Source organism: Geminocystis sp. NIES-3708, assembly GCF_001548095.1.
Classification (GTDB): Bacteria; Cyanobacteriota; Cyanobacteriia; order Cyanobacteriales; family Cyanobacteriaceae; genus Geminocystis.
On sequence record NZ_AP014815.1, the window covers coordinates 2,797,952 to 2,823,383 of the forward strand.

At 32.5% G+C, this 25,432-nt stretch carries 24 protein-coding genes and 1 tRNA gene; 12 read left to right on the top strand and 13 right to left on the bottom strand.

Annotation, left to right across the window (positions count from 1 at the left end; translation table 11 throughout):
• Positions 1-44: 44 nt before the first annotated feature.
• The 4 genes from GM3708_RS12315 to GM3708_RS19070 all read left to right on the top strand — a co-directional run bounded on the left by GM3708_RS12315 (position 45) and on the right by GM3708_RS19070 (position 3,432).
• Complete coding sequence (locus tag GM3708_RS12315; RefSeq protein WP_066347396.1) at positions 45-1,193, top strand: ImmA/IrrE family metallo-endopeptidase; 1,149 nt, start codon at positions 45-47, stop codon at positions 1,191-1,193.
• Positions 1,183-1,776, top strand: coding sequence for a hypothetical protein (locus GM3708_RS12320; protein ID WP_066347399.1), 594 nt, complete (start codon positions 1,183-1,185; stop codon positions 1,774-1,776). Before GM3708_RS12315 ends, GM3708_RS12320 begins: the two co-directional genes overlap by 11 nt.
• A 467-nt stretch (positions 1,777-2,243) precedes the next feature.
• Entirely contained in the window at positions 2,244-2,750 is a 507-nt protein-coding gene (locus GM3708_RS12325) for a GNAT family N-acetyltransferase (protein WP_066347401.1), read from the top strand.
• A gap of 367 nt (positions 2,751-3,117) precedes the next feature.
• A complete protein-coding gene (locus tag GM3708_RS19070) occupies positions 3,118-3,432 on the top strand; it encodes a hypothetical protein (RefSeq protein WP_315862618.1) in 315 nt (104 codons plus the stop codon).
• 332 nt (positions 3,433-3,764) lie between these two features.
• Here GM3708_RS19070 and GM3708_RS19430 read toward each other — a convergent pair whose 3' ends face one another.
• The 9 genes from GM3708_RS19430 to GM3708_RS12370 form a co-directional block, all read right to left on the bottom strand.
• Positions 3,765-3,899 (bottom strand): iron chelate uptake ABC transporter family permease subunit, encoded by a 135-nt coding sequence (locus GM3708_RS19430; protein WP_231932937.1) that lies wholly within the window; start codon positions 3,897-3,899, stop codon positions 3,765-3,767.
• On the bottom strand, positions 3,838-4,803 hold the full coding sequence (locus GM3708_RS12335) for an iron ABC transporter permease (protein WP_231932938.1): 966 nt from the start codon (positions 4,801-4,803) through the stop codon (positions 3,838-3,840). The genes GM3708_RS19430 and GM3708_RS12335 overlap by 62 nt, the downstream gene beginning before the upstream one ends.
• A 131-nt stretch (positions 4,804-4,934) precedes the next feature.
• A complete protein-coding gene (locus GM3708_RS12340) occupies positions 4,935-5,198 on the bottom strand; it encodes a Txe/YoeB family addiction module toxin (RefSeq protein WP_066347403.1) in 264 nt (87 codons plus the stop codon).
• Positions 5,182-5,445, bottom strand: coding sequence for a type II toxin-antitoxin system Phd/YefM family antitoxin (locus GM3708_RS12345; protein ID WP_066347406.1), 264 nt, complete (start codon positions 5,443-5,445; stop codon positions 5,182-5,184). Before GM3708_RS12345 ends, GM3708_RS12340 begins: the two co-directional genes overlap by 17 nt.
• Before the next feature lie 55 nt (positions 5,446-5,500).
• Positions 5,501-6,508: an iron ABC transporter permease gene (locus GM3708_RS12350; protein WP_082714101.1), complete on the bottom strand. Its 1,008-nt coding sequence runs from the start codon at positions 6,506-6,508 to the stop codon at positions 5,501-5,503.
• Positions 6,509-6,516: 8 nt separating this feature from the next.
• Positions 6,517-7,188, bottom strand: coding sequence for a Fe2+-dependent dioxygenase (locus GM3708_RS12355; RefSeq protein WP_066347411.1), 672 nt, complete (start codon positions 7,186-7,188; stop codon positions 6,517-6,519).
• A 28-nt stretch (positions 7,189-7,216) separates the two neighbouring features.
• The gene (locus GM3708_RS12360; RefSeq protein WP_066349453.1) at positions 7,217-7,972 is read right to left on the bottom strand and encodes a histidine phosphatase family protein; all 756 of its coding nucleotides are present in this window, start codon (positions 7,970-7,972) and stop codon (positions 7,217-7,219) included.
• 106 nt (positions 7,973-8,078) lie between these two features.
• Positions 8,079-8,480, bottom strand: a complete 402-nt coding sequence (locus GM3708_RS12365) for a biopolymer transporter ExbD (RefSeq protein ID WP_066347413.1) — start codon at positions 8,478-8,480, stop codon at positions 8,079-8,081.
• Positions 8,467-9,114: a MotA/TolQ/ExbB proton channel family protein gene (locus GM3708_RS12370; RefSeq protein ID WP_066347415.1), complete on the bottom strand. Its 648-nt coding sequence runs from the start codon at positions 9,112-9,114 to the stop codon at positions 8,467-8,469. The genes GM3708_RS12365 and GM3708_RS12370 overlap by 14 nt, the downstream gene beginning before the upstream one ends.
• Before the next feature lie 277 nt (positions 9,115-9,391).
• On the opposite strand from GM3708_RS12370, the gene GM3708_RS12375 reads away from it, so the two are divergent.
• The 3 genes from GM3708_RS12375 to GM3708_RS12385 all read left to right on the top strand — a co-directional run bounded on the left by GM3708_RS12375 (position 9,392) and on the right by GM3708_RS12385 (position 14,961).
• Positions 9,392-11,740, top strand: a complete 2,349-nt coding sequence (locus tag GM3708_RS12375; protein WP_066347418.1) for a TonB-dependent receptor domain-containing protein — start codon at positions 9,392-9,394, stop codon at positions 11,738-11,740.
• A gap of 265 nt (positions 11,741-12,005) precedes the next feature.
• A complete protein-coding gene (locus GM3708_RS12380; protein WP_066347421.1) occupies positions 12,006-13,508 on the top strand; it encodes an energy transducer TonB in 1,503 nt (500 codons plus the stop codon).
• A gap of 406 nt (positions 13,509-13,914) precedes the next feature.
• A complete protein-coding gene (locus tag GM3708_RS12385; RefSeq protein ID WP_066347422.1) occupies positions 13,915-14,961 on the top strand; it encodes an MORN repeat-containing protein in 1,047 nt (348 codons plus the stop codon).
• A 258-nt stretch (positions 14,962-15,219) separates the two neighbouring features.
• Here GM3708_RS12385 and tilS read toward each other — a convergent pair whose 3' ends face one another.
• Entirely contained in the window at positions 15,220-16,203 is a 984-nt protein-coding gene (gene tilS, locus GM3708_RS12390; RefSeq protein ID WP_066347424.1) for a tRNA lysidine(34) synthetase TilS, read from the bottom strand.
• A 151-nt stretch (positions 16,204-16,354) separates the two neighbouring features.
• Between tilS and GM3708_RS12395 the strand changes: the two genes are divergently transcribed.
• Positions 16,355-17,644 (top strand): glucose-1-phosphate adenylyltransferase, encoded by a 1,290-nt coding sequence (locus GM3708_RS12395; protein ID WP_066347432.1) that lies wholly within the window; start codon positions 16,355-16,357, stop codon positions 17,642-17,644.
• A gap of 47 nt (positions 17,645-17,691) precedes the next feature.
• Here GM3708_RS12395 and GM3708_RS12400 read toward each other — a convergent pair whose 3' ends face one another.
• Positions 17,692-18,939 (bottom strand): pitrilysin family protein, encoded by a 1,248-nt coding sequence (locus GM3708_RS12400; RefSeq protein WP_066347434.1) that lies wholly within the window; start codon positions 18,937-18,939, stop codon positions 17,692-17,694.
• A gap of 83 nt (positions 18,940-19,022) precedes the next feature.
• On the opposite strand from GM3708_RS12400, the gene glp reads away from it, so the two are divergent.
• The 3 genes from glp to GM3708_RS12415 are packed head-to-tail and all read left to right on the top strand — an operon-like array spanning position 19,023 to position 22,159.
• Complete coding sequence (glp, locus tag GM3708_RS12405; RefSeq protein ID WP_066347436.1) at positions 19,023-20,246, top strand: gephyrin-like molybdotransferase Glp; 1,224 nt, start codon at positions 19,023-19,025, stop codon at positions 20,244-20,246.
• Between the two features lie 53 nt (positions 20,247-20,299).
• Positions 20,300-21,334, top strand: a complete 1,035-nt coding sequence (locus GM3708_RS12410; RefSeq protein ID WP_066347439.1) for a permease — start codon at positions 20,300-20,302, stop codon at positions 21,332-21,334.
• Positions 21,335-21,355: 21 nt separating this feature from the next.
• Positions 21,356-22,159 carry a TIGR03943 family putative permease subunit gene (locus tag GM3708_RS12415; RefSeq protein ID WP_066347441.1) on the top strand — a complete coding sequence of 268 codons (804 nt, stop codon included), beginning with the start codon at positions 21,356-21,358 and terminating at the stop codon, positions 22,157-22,159.
• A gap of 11 nt (positions 22,160-22,170) precedes the next feature.
• Here the strand turns inward: GM3708_RS12415 and GM3708_RS12420 are convergent.
• A tRNA-Leu gene (locus GM3708_RS12420) sits at positions 22,171-22,251 on the bottom strand.
• 155 nt (positions 22,252-22,406) lie between these two features.
• Positions 22,407-23,738, bottom strand: a complete 1,332-nt coding sequence (locus GM3708_RS12425) for a dihydroorotase (protein WP_066347444.1) — start codon at positions 23,736-23,738, stop codon at positions 22,407-22,409.
• Between the two features lie 221 nt (positions 23,739-23,959).
• Between GM3708_RS12425 and GM3708_RS12430 the strand changes: the two genes are divergently transcribed.
• The gene (locus GM3708_RS12430) at positions 23,960-25,375 is read left to right on the top strand and encodes a hypothetical protein (protein ID WP_231932940.1); all 1,416 of its coding nucleotides are present in this window, start codon (positions 23,960-23,962) and stop codon (positions 25,373-25,375) included.
• Positions 25,376-25,432 lie beyond the last annotated feature (57 nt).

Consider the following 25,432-nt stretch of genomic DNA (forward strand, 5'->3'; position numbering starts at 1 on the left):
TGAGAGACAAAACAAATAAAATAATCCTTTAATGATAATCTGTTATGTCATTTGACCTTAAATTATTTAGTTCAAAGCTAAAAAAATATCGTGAACAACGTCAAGTTTCGATCAAAGAAATTTCTCAATCAACTGGTATTTTAACGCAAGACTTAATTGACTTAGAAGACGAGAAAAAAATACCAACAGGAGATCAAGTTTTGATCTTGGCAGACTATTACAAATGTGACTATCAATTTTTTTTATCGAATGAAAAGTTAGCTCCGTTTGAGCAAATAGAAGCACTTTATAGAAAACATGGTGATGAATTTTCTCAGAAAGATCGTAAGGTAATACAAGAATTTTTATTTCTATGTGAATGCGAAGAATTTTTGTTTGAATTAATACCTAGACAACATTATAAACTCTTTCATTTTTCAAAAAATGGATCATATTACAAAAGTCACGGAGAACAAGCTTCTATAAAATTAAGACAACATCTTGATTATTCCTCAAATGATTTTATCCGTGATATTTACGATGATTTTCGTCGTTTGGGATTTCATATATTTCGTCGAAAACTAGGTAATTCTTCTATTTCAGGACTATATATTAAACATCCGACGGCAGGTAAATGTATTTTAGTCAATTACGATGAAGATATTTACAGACAAAGATTTACGGTTGCTCACGAGTCAGCCCATGCAATTTTAGATGAGGAAGAAGATTTTGTTGTTTCTTTTACTTCTTGGAATAAAAATGACCTTGTGGAAATTAGAGCAAATACATTTGCATCTCATTATCTAATACCACGTAATTTATTAAATCAAATTCCACAACCAACTAATTGGGATGATGAAAAAGTAAAAATATGGGCAAATAAATTACAAGTAAATACACAACCTCTAGCCATTGCTCTCAGTGATGAAAAATTAATATCAACAGAAATTTATGAACAAATGAAATCGATCAAAATACTAAAGAATAAAAAGGTTGATCCAGAATTACCAGCTGATTTATCTCCTAATTCTCGTGAGCGTAAAGAATTACTTTTAAAAAAGGGACTCTCAACATTTTACGTCAATCTTTGTTTTGAAGCCTATGAAAAAAGTTTTATTTCACTAGGCAGATTAGCAGAAATGCTTTTAGTTAATGAACATGAACTCTATCAAATATTAGAAATTTACGGAATGAGATTAAGATATGACAACTGAACGTAATCCATCCAATTTTTATTCAATCAATGTTGTAGATACTTGTTCTATATGGCACATTATTTCAAGTCAACTGTTGCGTGTAACGGCTTATTCTGCTCGATGTTCATTTTGTTGTACTAATTTTGTATATTATGAGTGTTTGTATAAGCCACGAGAACAACCAAAAGATGAAGATATAGAATTACAAAATTTGCTAAAACAAGAAATCAACAATGAACAATTTAAAAGTTATCATCTTGATATTGAGGATTTACAGGAAGTTGAGATATTAAAAAGACGCAAAAAGCTAGGAAAAGGAGAATTGACATCTATTGCTTATGCAAAAAAGACAAATCAGGCTTTTATTACTGATGATCAGGGTGCAAGAAATATTGCTGAAGAAATACTTGGTAATGATAAAGTTCAAACTACCCCACATCTATTAGGATGGCTATTTTTCAAAAATTTCTTGAATTATGAAGATATAAAACTTATTATTGAACAACATCAAACATATAACGGTAAATTAGAGCGTTATTTTATGGAAATGTATCATAAAGCCTTAGATTATAAACTCAAACAGTATTCTACTAAATATTAAGGTTACTATCGAATAAAAACTAAAAATCTATAAATAGTATCATTGAAAAATATCATCGCCATACATGGAAACTGAATATTAAACAAGAAATTATCAATATAATAAAAACTACGAAAAGCTCGATCTTCATATCTGTATTGCCTTTTTTGCTAATTATATTTGTCTTCTATGCAAACTGTCAGGATTCTATTCTTCTGCTTGAATATTTTTGATTAATTGATAATTAATTTGTTGATAATTTTCTGGTTTTAAAGTATGGTTTTATTGTCCATTTCATGGTTCAAATTAGGTTGTAAAAAAATCATATTTCCTAAACAATAAACTATTTCTTCTATTTGATTATTGTTAAAGTATTATTGCAATTGATCACTAAAAAATTAGGGTAAAATCTTTCCCTTAAAATTTATCTAAAATCGATAAAATGAGCGAATTACACCAATATAGAACAGAACAAACGGGAAAAAACAATGATAAAAGTTATTAAAGCAAATTTTGATATACCAGCCCATAGAGAAGCAGTCGTTGATTTAATGAATACCTATGCCCTTGATTATATGGGGGGAGGGGAAGAATTGTCGGATTATGTCAAAACTAACTTAGCTAGTGAATTGGCAAAAAGACAATCTATTCATGCAGTTTTAGCCTTTGTAGATAATAAACCTGCGGGGTTAGTAATTGCCATCGAAGGCTTCTCAACTTTTGCTTGTAAACCTTTATTAAATATTCATGATTTAATTATTATTCCTGAATATCGTCGTCAAGGTATTTCTAAATTATTATTGCAAAAAGTGGAAGATATTGCTCTAGAGTTGGGGTGTTGTAAACTCACGCTAGAAGTATTAGAAGGGAATCATATCGCTCAATCGGCTTATCAGGCTTTTGGTTTTGACGGTTATCAGTTAAATCCTGATATGGGTAGGGCGTTATTTTGGCAGAAAAAATTACCATTAAACAAAGTTGAAAAAACTAAATAAAAATAGTAATACAAATACAAATTTCCACTAATAATCAAGTAAAATTTATCTCTAAATCTGACATTAGTAATTTAATCACAGAAGATGATATATCAGTAGATAATTTTGATTCAGAAAAACAACAAAGATTTTAACGAACATTCTTTACAATGCTAGAAAAAATCAAGTTTTTTTAAGCCTGTGAGAATGTTTTTATTTATTATAATGTTGCTCAACCGCTCATTCTACGGATTTTTCCTGAGTTTAGATGTTACTACTGCACTTAATTTGTGGGAAAAAATCATCGTTGTTATCTTGAGTTTCCATCGAAATTGTCTCCAATAAAGTAGGAGGAAAATTAGATGAAAAGCTGAAAATTTATCAAAATATGAGAGTTATTTATTATGTTATTTTTGATCTTCAAAAATATTTAGGTGAACAGATTTTAAGGATATTTAAACTTACGGAAATAAATTATCGAGAAACGTCCGACACTTGGTTAGAAGCAATTAATTTACCGTTAACTTTATGGGAAGGAGAATTTGAAAATTTTAATGGTATATGGTTGCGTTGGTGTGATGAAAATGATAATTTACTTTTAACAGGTGATGAGTCGGTACAAAAAGCTATTTTAAAACAAAAAAGCCGAAAAAGAATTACAAGAATTAAAAGAAAAATTGCGTCAACAAAGTATAAATCTTAATTAATAATGACTTTGTTACATCAAAAAAAAGATAATTTGGTTTCTAAAGTCGATCACTAAATTTTATGGATATTGATTGTTAAACGATATAGCTATCTAGTTTTGCCATTTTTATCATTCTATTTAACTACAAATATATTATAGGCAACTATATCACCATAAACTTTAGTTTTCCATTCTCCTTGCCATCAAACTTTTACTCCTGTGGAATCTATTACTACATGACGAGCTTCACTGGTTTTTTTACGGAAAGAATCAGTTCTAGTTTCATAAATATTGAGTTACTTTAGATGATGATAAATTTTAACTACAATTTATTAATTGATTTCATTTTAGCGAGATTTGCTCAACAAAAAGATAAAGTAAGGCACACCAATAATCGCCGTGATAATACCACAGGGAAGTTCAAGGGGGGTAAATAATAGTCTGCCCAATAAATCTGCACTGACAACTAATAATCCCCCCACTAAACCCGTAACGGGGAATTAAGCCTTGATGGGTATTTCCTACCAAAAAACGGGCGATATGATGGGCAATTAAACCGACAAATCCTACCGCACCAGCGATCGCCACACTAGCACTAGAAAGAGCAACACTAGAGATTAAAAGAGTTAATTGTGTTTTTTGGAGAGGTAAACCTAAACCCTTCGCTAAATTATCTCCTAAATTGAGACTATTTAACTCTTTACTCATTATCCACGTTAGCAGAACAAAAATGACAATCCAAGGCAATAAAATCAAAACCTGTGTTATGGTTTTTCCATAAACGCTACCCGTTAACCAGATTAAGGCTTGAGAAACACTATTTATCTCACCAAAGGTTGTAATAATATTCGTGATGGCGGAAATGATAAAATTAAAACCAATACCCACTAAAATCAAACGAATAATTGAATTTTCTCCCTGCCACGCCATTGCATAAATAGCTAATGCTACCAATATTCCCCCCATAAAAGCTGAAAAGGGTAATAAGACAATGGGTAGGGAAGGAAAAACTACGATAAATAATATAGCGGCTAATCCTGCACCTGCATTGATACCAATAATACTAGGATCTGCTAATGGGTTACGTGTAATAGTCTGCATGATACAACCAGAAATAGACAATCCTATGCCGACTAGCCAAGCGGTAAGAGTGCGGGGTAAACGCAGAGTGTTAATAATAAATTGAAAGTCTGATTGTGTGTTAAATCCAACTAAAGTTTTAATGACATCTACTGGGGAAATATAATATTCTCCGTAACCAATACTAAGAGTTATCACAATAAGGGATGTTATCAGTAAAACTAAGAGAGTTTTTGGCACTCTACTATCTAACCATAACGAAAAAGATGGTTGCTTTGATCTAACGATAATCCAAGAATCTTTCATAAGAACTAAAAATTAAGAATTAAGTTTGATAAAAAATTAAAAATCAACTGCATCATAGTTTTTTAGTCAATAACTCTTAACTTTAACTAACCTCTCAATTCTTAACTCAGGTAGAATAAAAGTTGTAGTCATCAAGATTTATTAATATGTGACCAAATAGAAACTACTTTAATTACTTGATTTTCTTCGTCAATGGAGTAAACAAGGCGATGTTGAATATTAATCCTTCTCGAATAATATTTTTTAAGATTTCCTGATAATTTTTCATAAGGGGGTTGATAAGGATTTACTTTTAAAATGTCCAGTAAATCTTTAAGGTTACTATCGAGGTTAGCTGATTTTATTTTCTTGGCATCTTTTAAGACTCTCTGACTAAAATCAATCTTCCACACCATCTAACACCCTCAAAAATTGATCTTCCGATACCCAATCATTTTCTGACTCAGCTTGTTTAAGAGAATCCACTAACCCCACAATGGATTGCAAATAAAGAGTTTCTTGTAAACTATCCCAATCCTCTTTAGACAATAACACCGCATCTCCTTTTTTGCTAGTGATAATTCGTGGTACATGATCTTGGTTCACTTGTTCTACTAATCCGAATAAATTGGCTCTTGCCGTACTTGCGTTTATTACTTCCATAATTTAAAAATATTGTACATTTTATTGTACTATTATAATTAATGGAAAAATCACCCTATCCCCTAATTCTTTTGCGAATGAGATAAATAAAAAAAGGTGCTCCTAAAATCGGTAAAATTAAACCCACAGGCACTTCTTGAGGTTTAATAATCAAGCGACTCACAATATCCGCATTCAGTAATAAAATTGCCCCTCCTAGTATAGAAAAAGGTAATATCCAACGGTAATCATTTCCTACCAATAAACGCACCAAATGGGGCATAATTAAACCAATAAAGCCAATAGGTCCTGCTAAAGAAACACTAGATCCTGCTAACAATATTACAGCAATCATCCCTCCAATTTTAATTAATAAGGTATTTTGCCCTAATCCCTTTGCGGTTTCTTCTCCTAAGCTAAGAATGGTAATTTGTCGAGCTAAAATCAACGCTAAAATTAAGCCGATGACAAAATAAGGAAATATATGTTTAATGAATTGTATATCCCTTCCAGTAATCGAACCTGCCAACCAAAAACGAATTTCATCGAGGGTGCGTTGATTTAAAATTAAAATGCCACTGGTAACAGAAGAACAAAAAACAGTAATGGTAGAACCTGCTAAAGTTAAACTCAGAGGAGATAAACCTTTTTTATTTAAAGAGGCAAAAAAGTAAACTGCGATCGCACTTAGAGTTGCTCCCAAAAAGGCAAAAAGACCTAAAATATTTGAACTAGGATTATCTAGTAAAAAAGTCATAGTAACAACGGCTAAAACTGCTCCACTATTGATTCCCAAAATGCTAGGATCAGCTAAAGGATTACGAGTGATACCTTGCATTAAACTTCCAGCAACTCCTAATCCTCCCCCTACTAATAAAGCAATAATCGCCCTCGGTAATCTAATTGTGGTAATAATTAAGTGAGATGTTGAGCCATCAAAAGCAGTAAAGGCTTGGGGTAAATCCAGCCAAGCAATATCCGCAACCCCAAAAGTTAAACTAGCTAAAAAACTCAGACATAACAAAACACAGGCAAATATAAAAGAAATTGTCAACGATAAAGGATATTTAGCAACTATCATCATTTTTAGGTCTAATTTTCTGCAAAACTCCTTAGTAAATTAGAATGAGACTTACACAGTAAATCAAATTCAGTGGTTTTTCCCTCTCGGTGAAACAGAGCTCGTCTAACAGTGTCTAAATCAAATAAAATCTCTCGTTTTAATTCATCCCTGATTAAACTTTGAATCCAACCGACAACCACTTTTCTAACTCCAAATGTCACTTTTTCCACTCGATGTAAAGTTGTAGAAGGATATAGTATTAACGAACCAGCATTTAACTTAAAAAATTTTTCGCCGTTGATTTCTTCTAATACTAACTCTCCCCCTTGATATTCACTAGGAGAATTCAGAAACAGAGTAAAAGAAATATCTGATCGCCATAGAGTAGATATACCCATTAAAGCATTATCAACATGAGAACCATAACTCATTCCTTCTTCATATCGACTAAATCGTAAAGAATGAATTGTTTTTGGTAAAGTTGCCATTTGAAAAATAAGATTGTCTTTCAAAGCATCATAGATAATTTGATTTAAAGTTTCAGCCTCTGGATAATTAATCGACATCTGTAGGTTATCTTTCACAGTTTTGGCGTGCCAACCTGCGGTGTTTTTACCATCGACAAATTGAGCCTGATTTAATTTTTGATCAATAATGCTCAAAGTTTCTGGAGATAAAATATTTTCTAATTCAAGAATCATTAATATTGATAAAAGTCACACATATTTATTAAAGTTTCATCCAGTCATCAGGTAGCATATTAGCGATTAACTCAAATCCGCCTTTACCATCTGGTTTTAGTACATAAGCCATACCTTGAGGTGCAGGATAAATACCCGTTGCCGCTTCAAATAAATCATCATGCCCAACAATAATAGTATTTGTACCTTGAGCTGGAACTTGTATCAATAAAGGCATTAATTGGGCTTTCATTTGTGCCACTTGCTCATCAGTATAATCTTCTGCCTTGGGAAAATTTAGTGCTGAATTTTTTACGTATTTATCAAAAGCTAAATCGGCTGTTTGCCAAGCCCGACAATATTGACTGGAAATAACCTCTCCCACAGGAATAGAATATTTACGAAAAGCTTCCCCAATCTGTTTTGATTGTTTCCATCCCACTTCACTTAACATTCTTTGACTAGAACAATCTCCCATAACTGCGTTAATCTGATCAGCATAGTCTTTTTCTGTTTGAGCGTGGCGAAAATATATAATATAACCTCCTTGACGTAAAGCATTTAATAAGGCAGTGCCACTCATTTTATCTTCAAAGTCAGCGTTTGCTTTTTCTCCTGGGCTCATTTCCTCTCCGCCTTCACCACCTTCGCCACCTTCGCCTCCTTGTTGAGCGAGAAGATAAGATTTTGAGGAAATTTCTGAGTTAATATTTTCTTGAGCATTTACTGGAATTGAATTAAATAAAGTTGTACTTAAACTTAAACCTAGTAGTAATTGTAAAGATTTTGATTTTTTGTTACTCATCGTTAATTTTCTCTCCATGATTCATGATTTTTTATTTTTGACAAAAGTAAAAAGAAAAGTTCTCTACTCATATTCTTTGTTTCTAAATTCTCAGTTTTCAATTCTTTTAGTTTTTTGTGGTTGCAATCGCTAAACCCGCTCCTTTTACCTGTCTCAATTCATCCATCACCGAAACCACTATTCCATGGGATACTTTCTCGTCAGCGTTAATAATTACCATGCCCTGCTGATTGTTAGGGATTAATTTAGTGAGCGCACCCTGTAAACTATTAATTTGAATGGGTTGTTTATTTAAAAAAACTTTGCCATCTGATTGAATGGTGACATTAATCTGAGCAACTTTTTGGGATTCAGTAGTTGTCGCTGAAGGTAGATTAACTGGTAAACCTTCCGATTTAATTAAAGAAATACTCGATATAATGAAAAACGCCAAAATCGAAAAAATAGCATCAATCATCGGCACAAGATTAATTTCACCTTGTACTTCTTCACCCTCATGTATTTGCATAAACTTTTTCTCCCTTTTCGTAAATACGACGATATAAAAGTTCTAATTGTCCTCCCCATTCTTGAATTAAAGCGATTTGACGGAGATAAAGAGAACGAAAAACGTTGGCAAACATTAAAGTAACAATTGCTACTACTATTCCCATGACTGTAGAAATTAAAGCCTCACTAATACCCCCAGTTACTCCAGTGGTGTTTGTGCCTCCTGTGTTACCTAAATCAAAGGATGCAAAGGATTGCATTAAACCTAATATTGTGCCTAATAAGCCAAATAAAGGAGCAATGGTGATCACGGTTTGAAAAAAAGTGTTAAATCTTTTTAATAAAGGTAACTCTGCTTGAGTCGCTGTTTCTAACGCTAAACGAAACTCTGTTGCATTTGCTTGTTCTAATTCTAAGGCTTCTAAAAAAATACGAGCTGTAGGTAAATCAGCATTTTTTCTTAACTTGGCGATCGCAGTTACATAATCAGAACGATAAATTTTCAAAACTTCTTTAATTAAAGGTTTTTCCCTTGATTTAATACGATTCCAAAACCAAAAACGCTCAATAACTAAAGCTACTGTCATTATTGAGAAAGCTAAAAGAGGGATTGAGACAATACCTCCAGCGACTAAAAATTCATATGCTGACATCGACTTATTTTAAAAATTAGTTGCAAATATTTATTAATTGAATTAATCATTTTTAACTATAGCGAAGTTTGATAACTAATGCAAATTATTAGTAATAATGTTAAGGTACTAAAAAAATATTTTTTTGCAAAAGAGCAGAGAAGATCCCAAAGTTAATCCAATATTTATACAATTATTTGTACTACAAGTAATAACTTTGACATTATGTCTGTTGACATTGAAAAATACTTTAAATATCGTTAGTTGAGTAAATCAAACTAATGTGTAAGGAGTAAAGATGAAACAAGAAAAGCTATTTTCTTTGATTTATCTAAATGTAATATTGTTCACTATTCTATTTCCTTTATCTGCAAAACCTGAAACAAAACCAGTTAATGATGAAGTAGTAACAGAAGAAAATTCTTTTGAAAAGTCGCCACCTCAGTCTTTTAGTATCGTCACAGAGGTGCAAGTTCGTGTCACAGAAAATGGTCTTGATGTTATTTTAAATACTTTTAATAATGAGATTTTTCACCCTGTTACTAGCACTGAAGGCAATAATTTAATCATTGACATTCCCAACCTACAACTACAGTTACCAGAAAATCAAGAATTTCATCAAGAAAATCCGACTCAAGATATTGGAAGTATTACTGTTACTAATCTTGAACCTCATACTCTGAGAATAACGATTACAGGTATAAAAGAAATACCCACAGGGCAAGTCTTTCAAAGTCAATCTGGTTTATTAATTACTTTAACCCCACAACAAAACCCTGAAGAAGATAATATTCAAATCATCGCCACTGATGAGCGATCACCTTTTGTACCTAGTTCTGCACCTACTTACACAATCGATAAATCAGAAATTGAACAGCTAAATCCTAGAACTACCTCAGAATTATTACGCAATTTACCCGGCTTTGCCGTTAATGATTACGGCTTCGGTGCAGATATTCATACGGGTACTTTTTTAAGGGGTTTTTCGATCAATCAGTCTATTTTTCAAATCAATGGACGTTCTCTTGGTAGCAATATTAGCACTTATCATGGTGCAACAGACCTTAATAGTATTCCTGTGGATGCGATCGAGCAAGTAGTAATCACCAGTGGCACAAGTGCAACTCTTTATGGTTCGGAAGCCTTTGGAGGGATAGTTAATATTATCACCAAAAAAGATCCTCAACCCCTTCAGCTAGGATTAGGTGCAGAAATAGGTTCTTATGGCTATCAGCGTTATCAACTAGGCTATGGTGGCACAGTAAATGAAGTTAACTTTCGTGTAGGCTATGAATATTTAACCACCAATAATGATTATCTTGTACCTGTAGGGGCGGCTAACCGTGATCCTGAAACGGGCAAACTGTTTAATGGCGACAGTACTCTTAATAACTTCTATGGTAGTGTGGAATTTCCTATTGATACTCGCAACTATCTCAGTGTTGATGCTTATAAAACTGCCAGTAGGCGAGGGTTACTCTATTTTGGCTTCCCTTTACAGTTTGATCGTCTCGATCATGATTTATTCAATATTGGTGCAACCTTAACCACTAAATTAGGTAATGGAGATGATTCTATATTAAAAACAACTATTGCCTATAATCAAGATTATTTTAGTACTTATGGACCAAATGCGGGGAGATTTTATCGTTCAGGGGTTTTGGACTCTCAAGCCTTGAGTGGGCGTGTGGAAAACCAATGGCAAATATCTCCTACTTATAAACTGACATCAGGATTTGATATTAGTAACAATTCTATTTATGGAGATGTCCAGAGTAATCGTCCCGATTTAGCTATATTTAATGAAGTAGAAGATCGCGATCGTTTTCTTTTCGCTTTATTTGCCCTCAATACATTTGAACTCAGCGATAACTTTCAACTGGAATTAGGCTTGCGGCAAAATATTACCAGTGATTTTGGTAGCTATCTTAACCCCACCTTCGGCACGAGATGGAATATAACACCTAATATTGCCTTTCGTAATAGCTTTGCTGTTCTGCAACGAAATCCGGGGCTTGATCAATTATATGTGTTTGACACAGTACACAACTGGCTACCGAATCCGAATCTTATTCCCGAAAAAGGAGTAGCTTATACTGCTGGATTCGACATTAATTTATCTGATTCTTTCCTTGCACAATTAACATATTTTGGTAGTAATTTAAATGATCGTCTTGGCATTGTTGCTGGACGTTGGGAAAACGTGGGAAGGGTTGAGACAAATGGGCTTGAAGTAGTTCTTCAATGGCAAATTAGCCCCGAATTTTCTTCATTTCTTAATTATACCTATACCGACGCTCAAATTCTTAGTAGCCCAATCCCTTCTGAAGTGGGTTTACAACTGTCAACGCTACCTTACTCTGTGGGTACGTTTGGTGTCGGTTATAGCTCTAATGGTTATCAAGCTAATCTCTTTTTCAACTATTACAGTGGCTCTCGTCGTGCCTTATTTGCTCTGCCGGGAGTTAGTAGTACTGAGTTTTCTCCTTCTTATCTGAGTATAGATTTTAACGGGCAAATTCCACTAACTAAAAATATCTTTTTAACCCTCAATTTAGAAAATTTAAGCGATGAAAGTTATGAAAAGAGTAATCGTATTTATCAACCCGGATTAACTTATCGAATTGGATTACAAGCCTATTTTTAATGAGAAATTAAGTCAGAAAAGAGGATAAAATTAAAGGATAATGAGTTATATAATTATGATTTACTTTATCAGTTTAGTTGCAAATCTTTATTAATTAAATTAATATTTTAATATGAAGTGGGATTTCATTAAAAATTATTAGTAGTAAATACAAAAAGTAACTATAGTAAAACTCAAAATTAAAATTTTGATTGAATAACACTTTTACCTTAATTGTCTATATCTCACTAAAAAACCAATTAAGAAAGGAAATTATTAAATAATCATGACTCATTCACTGACTTGTACTCAACAACGACAAAAAGAAACGGAAAAAACACGCAAATTAGTTACTATTGGGGTTGTTGGTTCGATAGCTTTTCATGGAGTTGCTTTGTCAATGATGAATTATATCGAAAAACCTTTAGCTAAAGAGGAAAATAAACCCATTGAATTCATTATCATACAAGAGCCAGAACCTAAACAAGACATAAAACAAGAGAAACCTAAACTACAACCTGAAAAACCAATCCCAAAAACTCAATTAAAGGAAGTTGAGCCTTCTAAACCTCAAACTACCCCGACAGTCAAAGCTAATTCCCCTAAATCTCAAGTTATCCAAAGTCTTAAAACTAATATCCCTAAACCTAAACCCACAGAAACCATTGAACCTACCTTATCACCACAGGAGATCATTCAACCAATAAAAACTCCTACCCCTATCGCCACCGAATCTAATCCTATTAAACCTCAATTTAACACACCTAATAGCACTCCTCAAATAGAAGAAAATACCGCTCCTTTACTTCCTCAAGAGGTGCTTACCAGCAATACTTTAGCCCGTAATAATATTCCTCGTGCCCCTAAGCCCGTTGAGAATCAGAATAGTAGTAACTCATGGAGTAATTCTTTTAAATCTTCTCCTAGAGCGGTTAATAATAATACTAATCAAGAAACTTTTGTTGCTTCTATGAGTGAAAATGTAGGAGTTTCTAGTGGCAGACTATCTCGCAATAATAATAAAACTCCTAGTACTATTAATGGTAGTAATGGTAATCAAGGAGAGGGAATAGGTAATTTAAGAAATAGTTTTAGTCGTGGTAATAGTAATAGTAATAGTAATGGCATAGGTAATGGCAATAAGGTGTCTGGTATTCCTAGCAATGTTGCGGCTACCAGTCAATCCGTGCCACAACGCCCCCAAGCTAAACTAACTCCTCCCCCCCCTGAAAGTATCAAATGTATTCGTAATTGTGATCCCGTTTATCCTTCTGAGTTACAAGGGGTAGAAGGTAAAACCACCGTAAAGGTTAATCTTGATAGTGGTGGCAATGTGTTAGGAGTGAATGTAGTTAATCCTCATAGCAACGGTGAAGTTAATCGACAGGCATTATTAGCCGCACGACAAATGAGATTTTCTTCTCCTAGTGTCAATAATGCTTCAGTACAAGTTAGTATTAATTTTACCGTGGCAGGTTCAGAATTTGATCGCCTTGCTCGTCAGAAAAAAGAAGAGCAACAAAGACAAGCACGTTTAGCCCAAGATAAAGAGCGTCAAGCTCGTCAAGCACAATTAGAAAAAGAAAGATTACAGCGTCAACAACAACTAGAAAAAGAGCGTCAAGAAAGAGAAAGATTAGCTCAAATAGAAAGGGAAAAAACAGAGCAACAATTAAGACAATCTTCTTCTCCTATAAATACTCAAACTAATATTAATAATAGTGAAAATCTACCATTATTAGAGTTGGATGAAAAACTAGATTCAACCTTATTAGAAGAAGGTAATTAATCAAGAGTCTTTTTTCTTGCAAATACCCTTAATGGTGCAAATTTTTTAGAAAAGAAAAAGAATTCAAAATATTATCTAGGAGTTATTTATTATTGATAAAGTATGGGAAATAAAATTTTAAATTAATTTAAAGATATTTGAAGTTTATAAACCTGTATTGGGGAAAAATATTAAATAGAATCTAAAGTATATCAATTAATAAAAAATATGTTATAAAAAAATCTTCAATAAATTATCTCAAATTATGGACTAAGCAAGTAATAAAGCTGAAAAGAAGAAATTAACAACGAAAATATCACAACTTATTTTGAAATCTGCATTAGTATCATATTTATTTTGAACGATAAATATTATTAAATCTCATCTTTTTTTTGATTAATTAACTATTGACTTAACACATAAAATTATGAACAAAAAATATCTTTTCTTAACCTCCTTAATTAGTTTAATTTTTATTAATACTTCAGTGATTAGCCCTAAAATTTTGGCTAATAATATGACTCTCCCCGATGGTAGTAAATGCGAAGGTAGCGTTACAAGGGGGAATCTCAATGGCGAGGGTAAATGTATTTTTAGTAATGGTGATAGCTATGAAGGTAATTTTGTTGATGGTGAAAAGCAAGGAAAGGGTAAATATACTTTTGCCAATGGTGGTTATTATCAGGGAGAATTTCAAAAAGATCAATTTGAAGGGCAAGGAATAAGAGTTTTTCCTGAAGGTGACAAATATGAAGGGCAATTTAAACAGGGTAAACCAGAAGGTAAAGGGGTTTATCTCTCTAGTGATGGTAGTCGTTACGAAGGCAATTTTGTTAACGGTTTACCAATGGGAGAAGGTAAATTTATCTACAGTAATGGCGATAGTTGTGCGGGAATGATCAAAGATGGTAGGATTGATGGTCAAGGTGCTTGTACCTATCAAAATGGCGATCGCTATCAAGGGCAATTAGTCGATAATCAACCTCAGGGAGAAGGAATCTATACTTTTGGGAGTGGTGGTAGCGATGAAGGCACTTTCACCGAAGGAGGATTAAGTGGAAAAGGAGTACGTAAATACGGCAATGGTGACAGTTATGAGGGTGAGATAAAAGACGGTATTCCTAATGGTAAAGGGATTTATAAATTTACCGATGGTGGTATGTATGAAGGAAATTTTGATAACGGTAAACAGGCAGGTAAAGGAATGTATAAATTTGCAAATGGTAATCGTTATGATGGAGAATTTGTCAATGGACAATTTGAAGGACAAGGAATATTTACTTTTGCTAACGGCGATGTGTGTCAAGGTAAATTTAAAAATAACCAATTACACGGGGATGTGATTTGCGATTATGCCAATGGAGACACCTACAAAGGAGAATTTGCCAGTGGTAAAAAAAATGGTAAAGGAATTTATAATTTCGCCGATGGCACGGTAATCGATGGTAACTGGAAGGAAGATAAACCTTTATAGTTAATAAAAATTCAGTCCGAAGATTTAGCTTAATATCAAAAAAAGCCTACTCCGTAAATTTTACCAAAAGTGCATTAGTTTAAGTTGATTTCGATATAAAAATAGCTGATGATTGACTTGAAAAACAGCCTGAAAAGGATATAAGAAGATTATGTTTTTTCCTTAATGAATAAAGTTTTCTCAAAAATATACGAATATTGGGAATTTTTGTGCTTATCCACTATTTTACCTGTCTTATCTTCATCATTTTTCTTCCATTTAACTTAGGTTATTTTTAAGTCTAATTATCTTAATAAAATTTCCTTCTACTTGGGCAAACATATCTTTACTTAAGGTAGAAGTTCGAGAGCAGTGTGGGGCTTCAATTAAGTTCACAACTGCCTCTATTTGCTCAAAATTAGGCATCCTGTTTAAGTTTTGGTGTAAAAAAACCTTTATCACCCTTCTTTGTAAACTGAGGGGTTTTTCTTTTAGAATAGAACGTTTCAAACTTTTTTGATCTTCATGAATTGCTAAATCAAATAATTTTTCAGTTTCTTCTGTTAAAAATGCAATATCTCCTCGTAATATTTCTGCTGTTTGGCTTAAATGTTGTTCTATCTGTGAATTAAATTCTTTTTTGAGATAAGGTATTAATTCAAGACGGATGCGATTACGAGCAAATTTTTTATTTTTGTTATATTTATCTTCCCAGATAGGTAGTTGTAATTGTTGACAAAAAGCAAGGGTATCGCCACGAGTAAAATTAAGTAAAGGACGAACTAGGGTAATATTATCATTGAGTTTTCTTGTCCAATTAAGGGCACTTAATCCTTCCATTCCTGCACCACGCATTAAGTTATATAAAAAAGTTTCCCCACGATCACTTAAGGTATGTCCTGTTATTAGATAATTGAATTGGTATTTAGTGGCAATTTCTACTAAACCTTCATAGCGATATTTTCGGGCTTCTCCTTCCGATTCTGTTATTTTTTGCTTTGCTGTCTCTAAATAAAAATCTAAACTCCAATTTTTGGCGATTTTCTCTACATGAAGAGCTAATCCTTCATCTAATATCCAACCATGATTAAAATGGGCGATCGCCAAATGCCAATCCCATTTTAATTGTAAATCTAAGCATAATTTACCAAGACACAGAGAATCTTGTCCTCCTGAAACTGCAATGAGGATCTTACTACTTTTTGGCAATAAAAGTCTATTTTTTAAGGTTTGATGGAATTTACCATGATAATCAGTCCACATTATTTTAGTAAGGAATTAAGAAATTCAAAGTTAATCACCACGCCATAAATTATTAACTATTAATTATTCATTATTAATTATTGATTATGATTGTCGGATTGACCATAAACCAATAAACTTTCTAATAAAAGTAATTTAACAGATTAAATTTATGAAAAAAGTACTTGGAATAATTTTAGGCGGTGGCGCAGGTACAAGATTATATCCTTTAACTAAATTACGAGCAAAACCTGCCGTACCACTAGCAGGAAAATATCGTTTAATTGATATTCCTATTAGTAACTGTATTAATTCTGAAATTTTAAAAATTTATGTTTTAACTCAGTTTAACTCAGCTTCTTTGAATCGTCATGTCAGTCGTGCCTATAATTTTTCAGGGTTTAGTGATGGTTTTGTAGAAGTTTTAGCTGCACAACAAACTAAAGAAAATCCTGAATGGTTTCAAGGTACGGCAGATGCAGTACGTCAATATATATGGTTATTTCAAGAATGGGATATTGATGAATATATCATCCTTTCGGGTGATCATCTCTATCGTATGGATTATAGTAAATTTGTAGAACATCACCGCAAAACTGGGGCAGATATTACTTTATCGGTTGTGCCTATAGACGAAAAAAGAGCTTCTGCTTTTGGTTTAATGAAGATAGATGATACAGGAAGAATTGTTGATTTTAGCGAAAAACCTGAAGGCGATGAGTTACAAAAAATGGCAGTTGATACTTCTATTTTAGGCTTAAGCCCTGAAAAAGCGAAAGAAAGTCCTTATATTGCCTCAATGGGTATTTATGTTTTTAAAAAAGAAGTTTTAGAGAAACTTTTAAAAGATAATCCTAATCAGACAGATTTTGGGAAAGAAATTATCCCAGCGGCAGCTAAAGATTATAAAGTACAAGCCTACTTATTTAAAGGTTATTGGGAAGATATTGGAACAATTGAGGCTTTTTATGACGCAAATTTAGCTTTAACCAAACAACCTCAGCCAGATTTTAGCTTTTATGATGAAAAAGCTCCCATTTACACTCGCTCTCGTTATTTACCACCAACAAAACTACTTAATGCAGAAGTTACACAATCTATTATTGGTGAAGGGTGCATTATTAAAGATTGCCGTATAAATCACTGTGTTTTAGGAGTAAGAACACGTATTGAATCTGATTGTATTATTGAAGATAGTTTACTCATGGGATCTGATTTTTATGAGTCCTATAGTATCAGACAAAGTAAAATAGATCAAGGAAGTGTACCAGTTGGTATAGGTGCAAATTCTATCGTCAGACGGGCTATTGTCGATAAAAATGCACGAATAGGCAAAAATGTAATCATAACTAACAAAGACAAAGTCGAAGAGGCTAACCGAGAAGATGAAGGTTTTTTAATTCGCAGTGGTATTGTTGTGGTTATCAAAAATGCCGTCATTCCTGATAATACCGTTATTTGATGAATAATTAATGATTATTTGGGTGAATACTATTCACCCCTATTTAACTATTGTCCGACTATTGATGTACAAAGAAAATCGTCTTGAAAATAATCATTAGCAACTCTTTGTATATCATCTAGAGTAACGTTAGTGATTTCTTGAGGAAAAATGGTATCGTATTCAATTCCTAATCCTAAAGTTTCATACCAACCAAAAATTTGAGCAAACTCGCCATTGGTTTGTTTTCCTAAAGCATATTGTCCTAATAATTTACTTTTTGCTGTTTCTAGCTCTTCGATACTTAGTTTATTTTTTCTTAGGCGCTGAATTTCATTATATAATCCTTCTTTTCCTATGTCTGTATTGTTAGGAGACGTACCCATATAAACCACAAATTGAGATTTATCGAGACGAGTAGGATAAAAAGCGGAAACATCATAAGCTAATCCTCTTTTTTCTCTCAATTCCACAAATAAACGGCTAGAAAGTCCATTTCCTAAATAAGTTGTTAATAATTTGAGTACAGGATAATCAAGATGTTTCATTTCTGGTGCAAGGTAGCCCATCATAATAATAGATTGTTGAGTTTCTTGGTTAAGTTTTCGATAATTTGATTGAGGAGAAAGAGGATAAGGGGTAAATTGAGGGGTTTTCATGTTCAATGGTTGCCAATCACCGAAAATTTCTTCCACAATTAAAATTGCTTGATCTAAATTTATTTTTCCTGCTAAACTGATCGTTAAATTATTCGGAGTAAAGTGTTTATTATGACAGTGTTTTAAATCCTTTACAGTTAACTCCGTGACAGTTTTTTCAGTGCCTAAAACCGAAAACCCATAGGGATGCTCACCATAAATCATTTCTCTAAGTTGACTAAAGGCAAGATTAAAGGGTTGTTCTTTCTGAGATAAAATATTTTGTAAAATAAGTTTCTTTTCTAGTTCGATTTCATGGTCAGGAAAGGAAGGAAACCGCAAAATCTCGGCGGCTAAGGCTAAAATTTCGGGAAAATCGGCAGTAATGGTTTTTAAACTAACTAAAAAGTAATCGTTAGAAGTATCTGTGCTTAATCCTGCACCAATAGATTCTACTTTTTGTGCAATTTCTAAGGATGATAGACTCTGAGTGCCTTTAGACATTACACTGGCTAACAGGTGAAAAATTCCTGCTTGATGAGTTGATTCCCATAAACTTCCTGCATGACGACAAAAAATTCTTCCAGCAATGATTTCTGTGGTAGGATTCTCAATAACTATAAGAGTTATGCCGTTACTTAAAGTCGTTTTTTGTATATGTTTTTGATTTGCTTTCACTGACTATAATTTTTCAAGTACATTTTCATCAATAATTAATTATTTACTATCAATTATTGATTATTAATTATTAACTATTCATTATGCTCACTGTTAACGAAGTTGAAAAATTTATTTTGAATTTAGTAAAACCGATTACTGATAAAGAGTTAGTACCTTTATCTCAAGCTACTAATCGTATTTTGGCTGAAAATATCTCCTCTTCTTTTGATTTTCCCTATGATGATAATTCCGCAATGGATGGTTATGCGGTTAAATATCAGAATGTGGCGATGGCAAGTCAAGATTCTCCTGTGTCTTTAAAAATAATAGAAGAAATTCCAGCTGGATATTGTCCACAAAAAACTATTTTAGATGGTGAAACTTCTCGAATTTTTACTGGGGCAATTTTACCTCAAGGAGCTGATTCCATTGTTATTCAAGAGAATACGCAACGAGAAGGAGATCAAATTAAAGTGTTTGCTTCTCCTCTCAAGAATGAATTTGTCCGTTATCAAGGCTCTTATTATCGAGCTGGTGAGTGTTTACTGTCCGCAGGTTACAAAATTAATCCTCCTGAAATGGCTATTTTAGCAGCCGCTCAATGTTTGGAAGTACCTGTTATACGATCGCCAATTATTGCAATTCTTTCCACTGGAGATGAGTTAATAGCACCAGAAGAATCTATGGAAAAAGGAAAAATCATAGACTCTAATCAATATTTATTAGCCAGTTTCATTCAACAAAATGGTGGTATTCCTTTATCCTTGGGCATTATTCCTGATCATCCTTTGGCACTGGAAAATGCCATTAAAGAAGCCTTGAATCAAGCTGACTGGGTAATTTCCACTGGTGGGGTTTCTGTGGGAGATTATGATTATGTAGATCAAGTATTGGAAAAATTAGGAGGAAAAATTCACGTTAAAGGAGTGAAAATGAAGCCGGGAAAACCTTTGACTGTCGCAACTTTTTGCCACGATAAACTATATTTTGGTATTCCGGGGAATCCCGTTTCCACAATGGTAACTTGTTGGCGTTTTTTACAAACGGCTATAGAAAAATTATCCGCCAAAAAAAATTATAGTTATCCTTCCATTGTCAAAGGAATTACTTTTAATAATTTGCGATCGCAAGGTACAAGAGAAACTTATGTCTGGGGTAATGTGAGCTTGATAAAAGGACATTATCAGTTTACTATTGCCAAAGGTTCTCATAATTCAGGAAACCTTGTTAATTTACAACAAATTAATGGTTTAGCCATAATCCCTATCAATACAAATTTAATCGAAATTGGTGACGATGTAGAAATAATGTTAGTGAATAATTAATAATTAACAATTGATAGCTAACAATTGCTCATTATCTATGTCCCAAAAAATTTATGACTCAAATATATAGTGCTTTTACATTATTTACCAGTTTATTAGTAGAAGCAATGCCTTTTCTTCTAATTGGGGTATTGTTATCTAGTAGTCTCATCTTTTTTATGGATGAAAATACACTAATTACTAAACTTCCTAAAAATCCTTTTTTCGGAGCAATTATTGGCAGTATTTTTGGTTTTTTCTTCCCTGTTTGTGAGTGCGGTAATGTTCCTGTCGCCCGTCAATTTTTATTAAAAGGTTTACCAACTTCTGTGGCAATTTCTTTCCTTTTAGCCGCACCAGCAGTAAATCCAATTGTCTTATGGTCAACTTATGTCGCTTTTCGAGGACAACCTCATATTGTTTGGTTAAGAATTACTTTTTCACTCATTATTGCTATTACTATTGGTTGTATTTTTAGTTTTCAATCTGATCCTCGTCCTCTATTAAAACCAATACTGGCAAAACGTTTAACGGTTTTAATGAATATAAATGAAGCGGAAAAATCATGTCCTAAACAGACAAAAGTAAAAGAATATAGTTTGTTGCAGTCAGGAAGTTTTATTCTAGGGGAGGAAGGTAAAACAATCAAGATGGATGAAAATTTATTGACAACTAAGAATACCAATAATATCAAAATTTCAGGGTGGCAAAAATGGGATTTATTTATTAATAACGTACAAATTGAGTTAAGAGAATTAGGCGGTATTTTAATTTTAGGTAGTGCTATTGCCGCATCTATCCAAGTTTTTGTTCCCAGAGAAATTATTTTAAATTTAGGACAAGATACTATCACTTCTATTGTAGCAATGATGATTTTAGCTGCGGTAGTTTCTATTTGTTCAACAGTAGATTCTTTTTTTGTGTTGTCTTTTGCTTCAACTTTTACGACAGGATCTTTAGTTGCTTTTTTAGTTTTTGGACCTATGATTGATATTAAAGGAATTGGTTTAATGTTATCTATTTTTAAGCCAAAAATGATTATTTATCTAACGGCAATCGCAGCTCAATTAACTTTTATTTTTACTCTATCCTATAGTTATCTATTTTAAATCTAAAAATAATCAAAGCAAATGAAAAATATTAAAAGGAAAGAATTAATATTTAATATCTTAAATATATTTGCAATTTTTTTATGGGCATTATTATTGTTTAAATATTGGTTTACTGGAGAATTAAATTTATTAATTCATCCTAATTATTTTATATTAGTATTGGTAAGTAGTATTATTTTATTCTTATTATCCATCGCTAATATTATTCAATTAATTATTTATAATCAACGAAATTATAATCGAAACAATTCTGCAAATAATCAATACTCTAAATTATTACCAAAAGGATGGGCTAGTAGTTTATTAAGTTTTGTCGCAATATTAGGCTTAATAACTAAACCTATGGTATTAAGTAGTCAAACAGCGATGCAAAGAGGAGTAATAGATTCTTTACCACCGACTACGTTAGAAACTCAATCTTTTCTCACTCAAACATCTCCCGAAAAACGTTCTCTCATAGAATGGGTGAGAACTTTAAATGCTTATCCCGAACCTGATACCTATACAGGGCAACCAGCTAATATTACAGGTTTTGTTGTCCATTTCGATCATTTACCTGATAATTATATCTACTTATCCCGTTTTGTTCTTACCTGTTGTGCCGTAGATGCTTATCCTGTCGGTATTCTTGTGGAATTACCAAAATCCAGAAACAATTTTCCTGTTGATAGTTGGTTAGAAATACAAGGAATTATGAAGACAGAAATTTTACCCCGCCTTGATTCTTTTCCCTCAATAGAGACAAAAGACAAGCGCCAATTAGTCTTAAAAGCGAAAGAAGTTAAAGTTATTCCTACACCTAAAAATCCTTACGATTACTAACTTATTGCTTATGCGGACGGAGAGACTCGAACTCTCACATCAGAGATACTAGAACCTAAATCTAGCGCGTCTACCAATTCCGCCACGTCCGCTTGAACAGTATCTACTATAATAACAGTCTTCGTTAAATAATTCAACTAGACATAGCAGATAACTAATTGATTAGGACATTTTTCTGTTAGTTATTACCTTTAACAAAAATTTATTCGTACTAAATATTCCCTTTCTTGCTATGGATAGATCGTGATTACGAATCCTTGATATTCATTTGAGAAAAAGTTAAGGCTTTTCCTCTTATATTGGTATTAAGTTTTCCCTTTTCTAAAACAATATCACCATTAACAATAGTATAAATAGGCCAACCTGTTAAATTCCAACCTTCAAAAGGACTCCATCCGCATTTTGTCGCTAAATTTTCTTTTAACACGGGTTGATAGTTGTTTAAATCTACTAAAATCAAATCAGCATCATAGCCGATTTTTATTTCCCCTTTATTTTGTATTTGATACAGTTTAGCTGGATTAGTACACATCCATGTTACCACCTGAGCAAGGGTACAACGTCCTTTTTTATACTCTGTTAACATCAGTGGTAATGAAGTCTCAACTCCTGGCATTCCCGAAGGGCTATGGGGATAGGGTTTGGCTTTTTCTTCTAAGGTGTGGGGAGCATGATCTGTTGCAATACAGTCGATTACTCCATCTAATAATGCTTTCCATAAAATTTCGTTATTTTCAGGCGATCGCAAAGGTGGGTTCATTTGTGCTAAAGTGCCTATTCTTTGATAATCATTAGTATTGAGTAGAAGATGTTGAGGGGTGACTTCAGTAGAAATCCAAGGAGTCTTGTTTTCTCGTAAATATTCAGCTTCGATACCAGTGCTAAGATGGAGGATGTGTAAACGCCGTTGATATTTATTAGCTAATTTTACTGCCAATTTAGTAGCATTTAGGGCCGCTTCTTCATCTTGAATGACAGAGTGAATAGCAGGATTGGTATTATCTTTAAACAGTTTTTTTCTTTCTATAATTCTAGCTTGATCTTCGGCATGAACAGCAATTAAACGACTACCTTTAGCAAAAATAGGTTCAATTTCAGCCTCGGTACTTACTAATAATGCACCATGATTTGATCCCATAAAAATCTTTATACCACAAGCAGGATTAGCATTGCGTAAATCATCTAAATTTTCAGCCGTAGCACCCATAAAGAAGCCATAATTAACTAAACATTTTTGACTGGCACGGTGTAACTTATCATCTAATATTGCTTGAGTAGTAGTTAAAGGGATAGTATTAGGCATTTCGAGAAAGGATGTGACTCCCCCTTTAGCACAAGCACAAGAAGCGGTAAAAAGGTCTTCTTTATGGGTTAATCCAGGTTCACGAAAATGCACTTGCGGATCGATTACCCCAGGTAGTAAAGTTAAGCCCGTAGCATCGATAATTGTTGCAGAATCGGCAGTTAATTCCGTGCCAATTTCAGCTATTTTGCCATCTTTGATGAGCAAATCTCCTAAAAAAATATCGCCGTTGGATAATAAAATTTCGGCATGATGAATTAATAAATTAGAAGTCATAGTTATAATTAATTATTGATAATAAATAATTATTTAAGCAATATTGCCATAGCTTTGCAAATATTTTTTTAGCTACTAAATTATTTATACTTATTTATTGATATTATAGTTTAATATTCTAATCCATGAAAAATAATCAATCGACAAAATCGCAACAAAAATTATCATTCTTTTTTAAACTTTTAAATTGGTATTCAGATCGATTATTTATTGCTAGAATAATGGCAGTTATTTCAGTATTAAACTTTGGAGTTGTGCTTTTTGATATAACTTATATTCCTTTAAGAGATATATGGTTAAATGGGAAAGTAACCGTAGGAAAAATTAAAATTGCTTCCCATGAATTTGACGGTGTAACTTTTAAGATTTTACCTCAATCTTTAAGAGAGAAAATAATTCAGTATGATGTCATAAAAGGAATTGAACCTTATCGAGATACTCAAGAGTATTTAGAAGAAGTTAATAGATTAGAAAAAAGTATTAATCAGTCGGGATTAAGTAGTGAAGAAACAGCGAAAATTTTAGAAAATTTAAGACAAATGAGTGCTAATATGATCTCTGAAGATCCTTTTAGAATAGCGAATAAAAGTGGGACTTTAGAAATCATAAAAAATAGGATGCGAGAACATATGAGCATATATATTGATAATCCTAGGAACTCTTCTACTATTGCTTTTACATCTTTTTGGACAGAAAATCATCTTAAAAATAATAATATAGAAAGGCAATTAACTTTTTTTAACCAACAAATAAAACCGTTAATTAGAACTAATTATTTCCGCCCTATCGGAGAAAATGGACAATTTGTTGATTATTTTGGCTTGATAGATTTTCCTTTTATTGTCATTATTTTTTATGATTTTATTATTCGGTGTCTTTTTATTAGTATGCGCTATCAAGGAGTTAAATTTCAAGATGCTATTCTATGGCGTTGGTATGATTTAATTTTCTTTTTACCTACTTTCCGATGGTTAAGAATTATTCCCATAATCATTCGTTTAGATGAAGCGAAATTATTGGATTCTAAGAGAATTAAAAAACAACTGAGTAAAGGTTTTGTTGCAGAAATTGCAGGAGACATAACCCAAGTTGTCATATTGAGAATTGTTAATCAAATTCAAAAAACTATTGAAAAAGGAGAAATAGAAAAAGTATTATTTAAGGAAGAAGAGAGAAGAGAATATATTGATTTGAATAATATTAATGAAACGTCAGAAATTATCAAAATACTAATTAATTTGGTAGTTTATGAAATGTTACCAGAAATTCGTCCAGAAGTCGAAATTTTACTTACCTATATTTTTGCAAAAACTATCATCGAATCTCCTGTTTATCAAAACATCAATTATCTACCTTTGCCAAAAAATTTTCCTCAAGATATTAGTAATAAACTAGCTACCCAATTTTATCAAATCTTTTTAAATACTATTAATAATATGTTAAAAGAAGATCTTATTTTTGAGAAACATTTAGAACAAATTATTAATAAATCTACCAGAATTATGAGTTTACGTCCTAATGCTAGATATGATATCAATAAAATAGAGGAATTATTAGTTATTTTATTGGAAGAAGTTAAAGTTAATTATATTCAAGAACTATCTGATGAAGATATTGAAGAATTAATGAAAAATTAATCCTTAATAATTTAAACTTAGTCTTTGTTAATAAAATTTAAGCATTTCCTAAGCTTT

Coding starts and splice junctions, on each gene's coding strand:
- GM3708_RS12315 (WP_066347396.1), top strand. CDS start 45: ATGTCATTTGACCTTAAATTATTTAGTTCAAAGCTAAAAAAATATCGT.
- GM3708_RS12320 (WP_066347399.1), top strand. CDS start 1,183: ATGACAACTGAACGTAATCCATCCAATTTTTATTCAATCAATGTTGTA.
- GM3708_RS12325 (WP_066347401.1), top strand. CDS start 2,244: ATGATAAAAGTTATTAAAGCAAATTTTGATATACCAGCCCATAGAGAA.
- GM3708_RS19070 (WP_315862618.1), top strand. CDS start 3,118: ATGAGAGTTATTTATTATGTTATTTTTGATCTTCAAAAATATTTAGGT.
- GM3708_RS12335 (WP_231932938.1), bottom strand. CDS start 4,803: ATGAAAGATTCTTGGATTATCGTTAGATCAAAGCAACCATCTTTTTCG.
- GM3708_RS12340 (WP_066347403.1), bottom strand. CDS start 5,198: ATGGTGTGGAAGATTGATTTTAGTCAGAGAGTCTTAAAAGATGCCAAG.
- GM3708_RS12345 (WP_066347406.1), bottom strand. CDS start 5,445: ATGGAAGTAATAAACGCAAGTACGGCAAGAGCCAATTTATTCGGATTA.
- GM3708_RS12350 (WP_082714101.1), bottom strand. CDS start 6,508: ATGATGATAGTTGCTAAATATCCTTTATCGTTGACAATTTCTTTTATA.
- GM3708_RS12355 (WP_066347411.1), bottom strand. CDS start 7,188: ATGATTCTTGAATTAGAAAATATTTTATCTCCAGAAACTTTGAGCATT.
- GM3708_RS12360 (WP_066349453.1), bottom strand. CDS start 7,972: ATGAGTAACAAAAAATCAAAATCTTTACAATTACTACTAGGTTTAAGT.
- GM3708_RS12365 (WP_066347413.1), bottom strand. CDS start 8,480: ATGCAAATACATGAGGGTGAAGAAGTACAAGGTGAAATTAATCTTGTG.
- GM3708_RS12370 (WP_066347415.1), bottom strand. CDS start 9,114: ATGTCAGCATATGAATTTTTAGTCGCTGGAGGTATTGTCTCAATCCCT.
- GM3708_RS12375 (WP_066347418.1), top strand. CDS start 9,392: ATGAAACAAGAAAAGCTATTTTCTTTGATTTATCTAAATGTAATATTG.
- GM3708_RS12380 (WP_066347421.1), top strand. CDS start 12,006: ATGACTCATTCACTGACTTGTACTCAACAACGACAAAAAGAAACGGAA.
- GM3708_RS12385 (WP_066347422.1), top strand. CDS start 13,915: ATGAACAAAAAATATCTTTTCTTAACCTCCTTAATTAGTTTAATTTTT.
- tilS (WP_066347424.1), bottom strand. CDS start 16,203: ATGTGGACTGATTATCATGGTAAATTCCATCAAACCTTAAAAAATAGA.
- GM3708_RS12395 (WP_066347432.1), top strand. CDS start 16,355: ATGAAAAAAGTACTTGGAATAATTTTAGGCGGTGGCGCAGGTACAAGA.
- glp (WP_066347436.1), top strand. CDS start 19,023: ATGCTCACTGTTAACGAAGTTGAAAAATTTATTTTGAATTTAGTAAAA.
- GM3708_RS12410 (WP_066347439.1), top strand. CDS start 20,300: ATGACTCAAATATATAGTGCTTTTACATTATTTACCAGTTTATTAGTA.
- GM3708_RS12415 (WP_066347441.1), top strand. CDS start 21,356: ATGAAAAATATTAAAAGGAAAGAATTAATATTTAATATCTTAAATATA.
- GM3708_RS12425 (WP_066347444.1), bottom strand. CDS start 23,738: ATGACTTCTAATTTATTAATTCATCATGCCGAAATTTTATTATCCAAC.
- GM3708_RS12430 (WP_231932940.1), top strand. CDS start 23,960: ATGGCAGTTATTTCAGTATTAAACTTTGGAGTTGTGCTTTTTGATATA.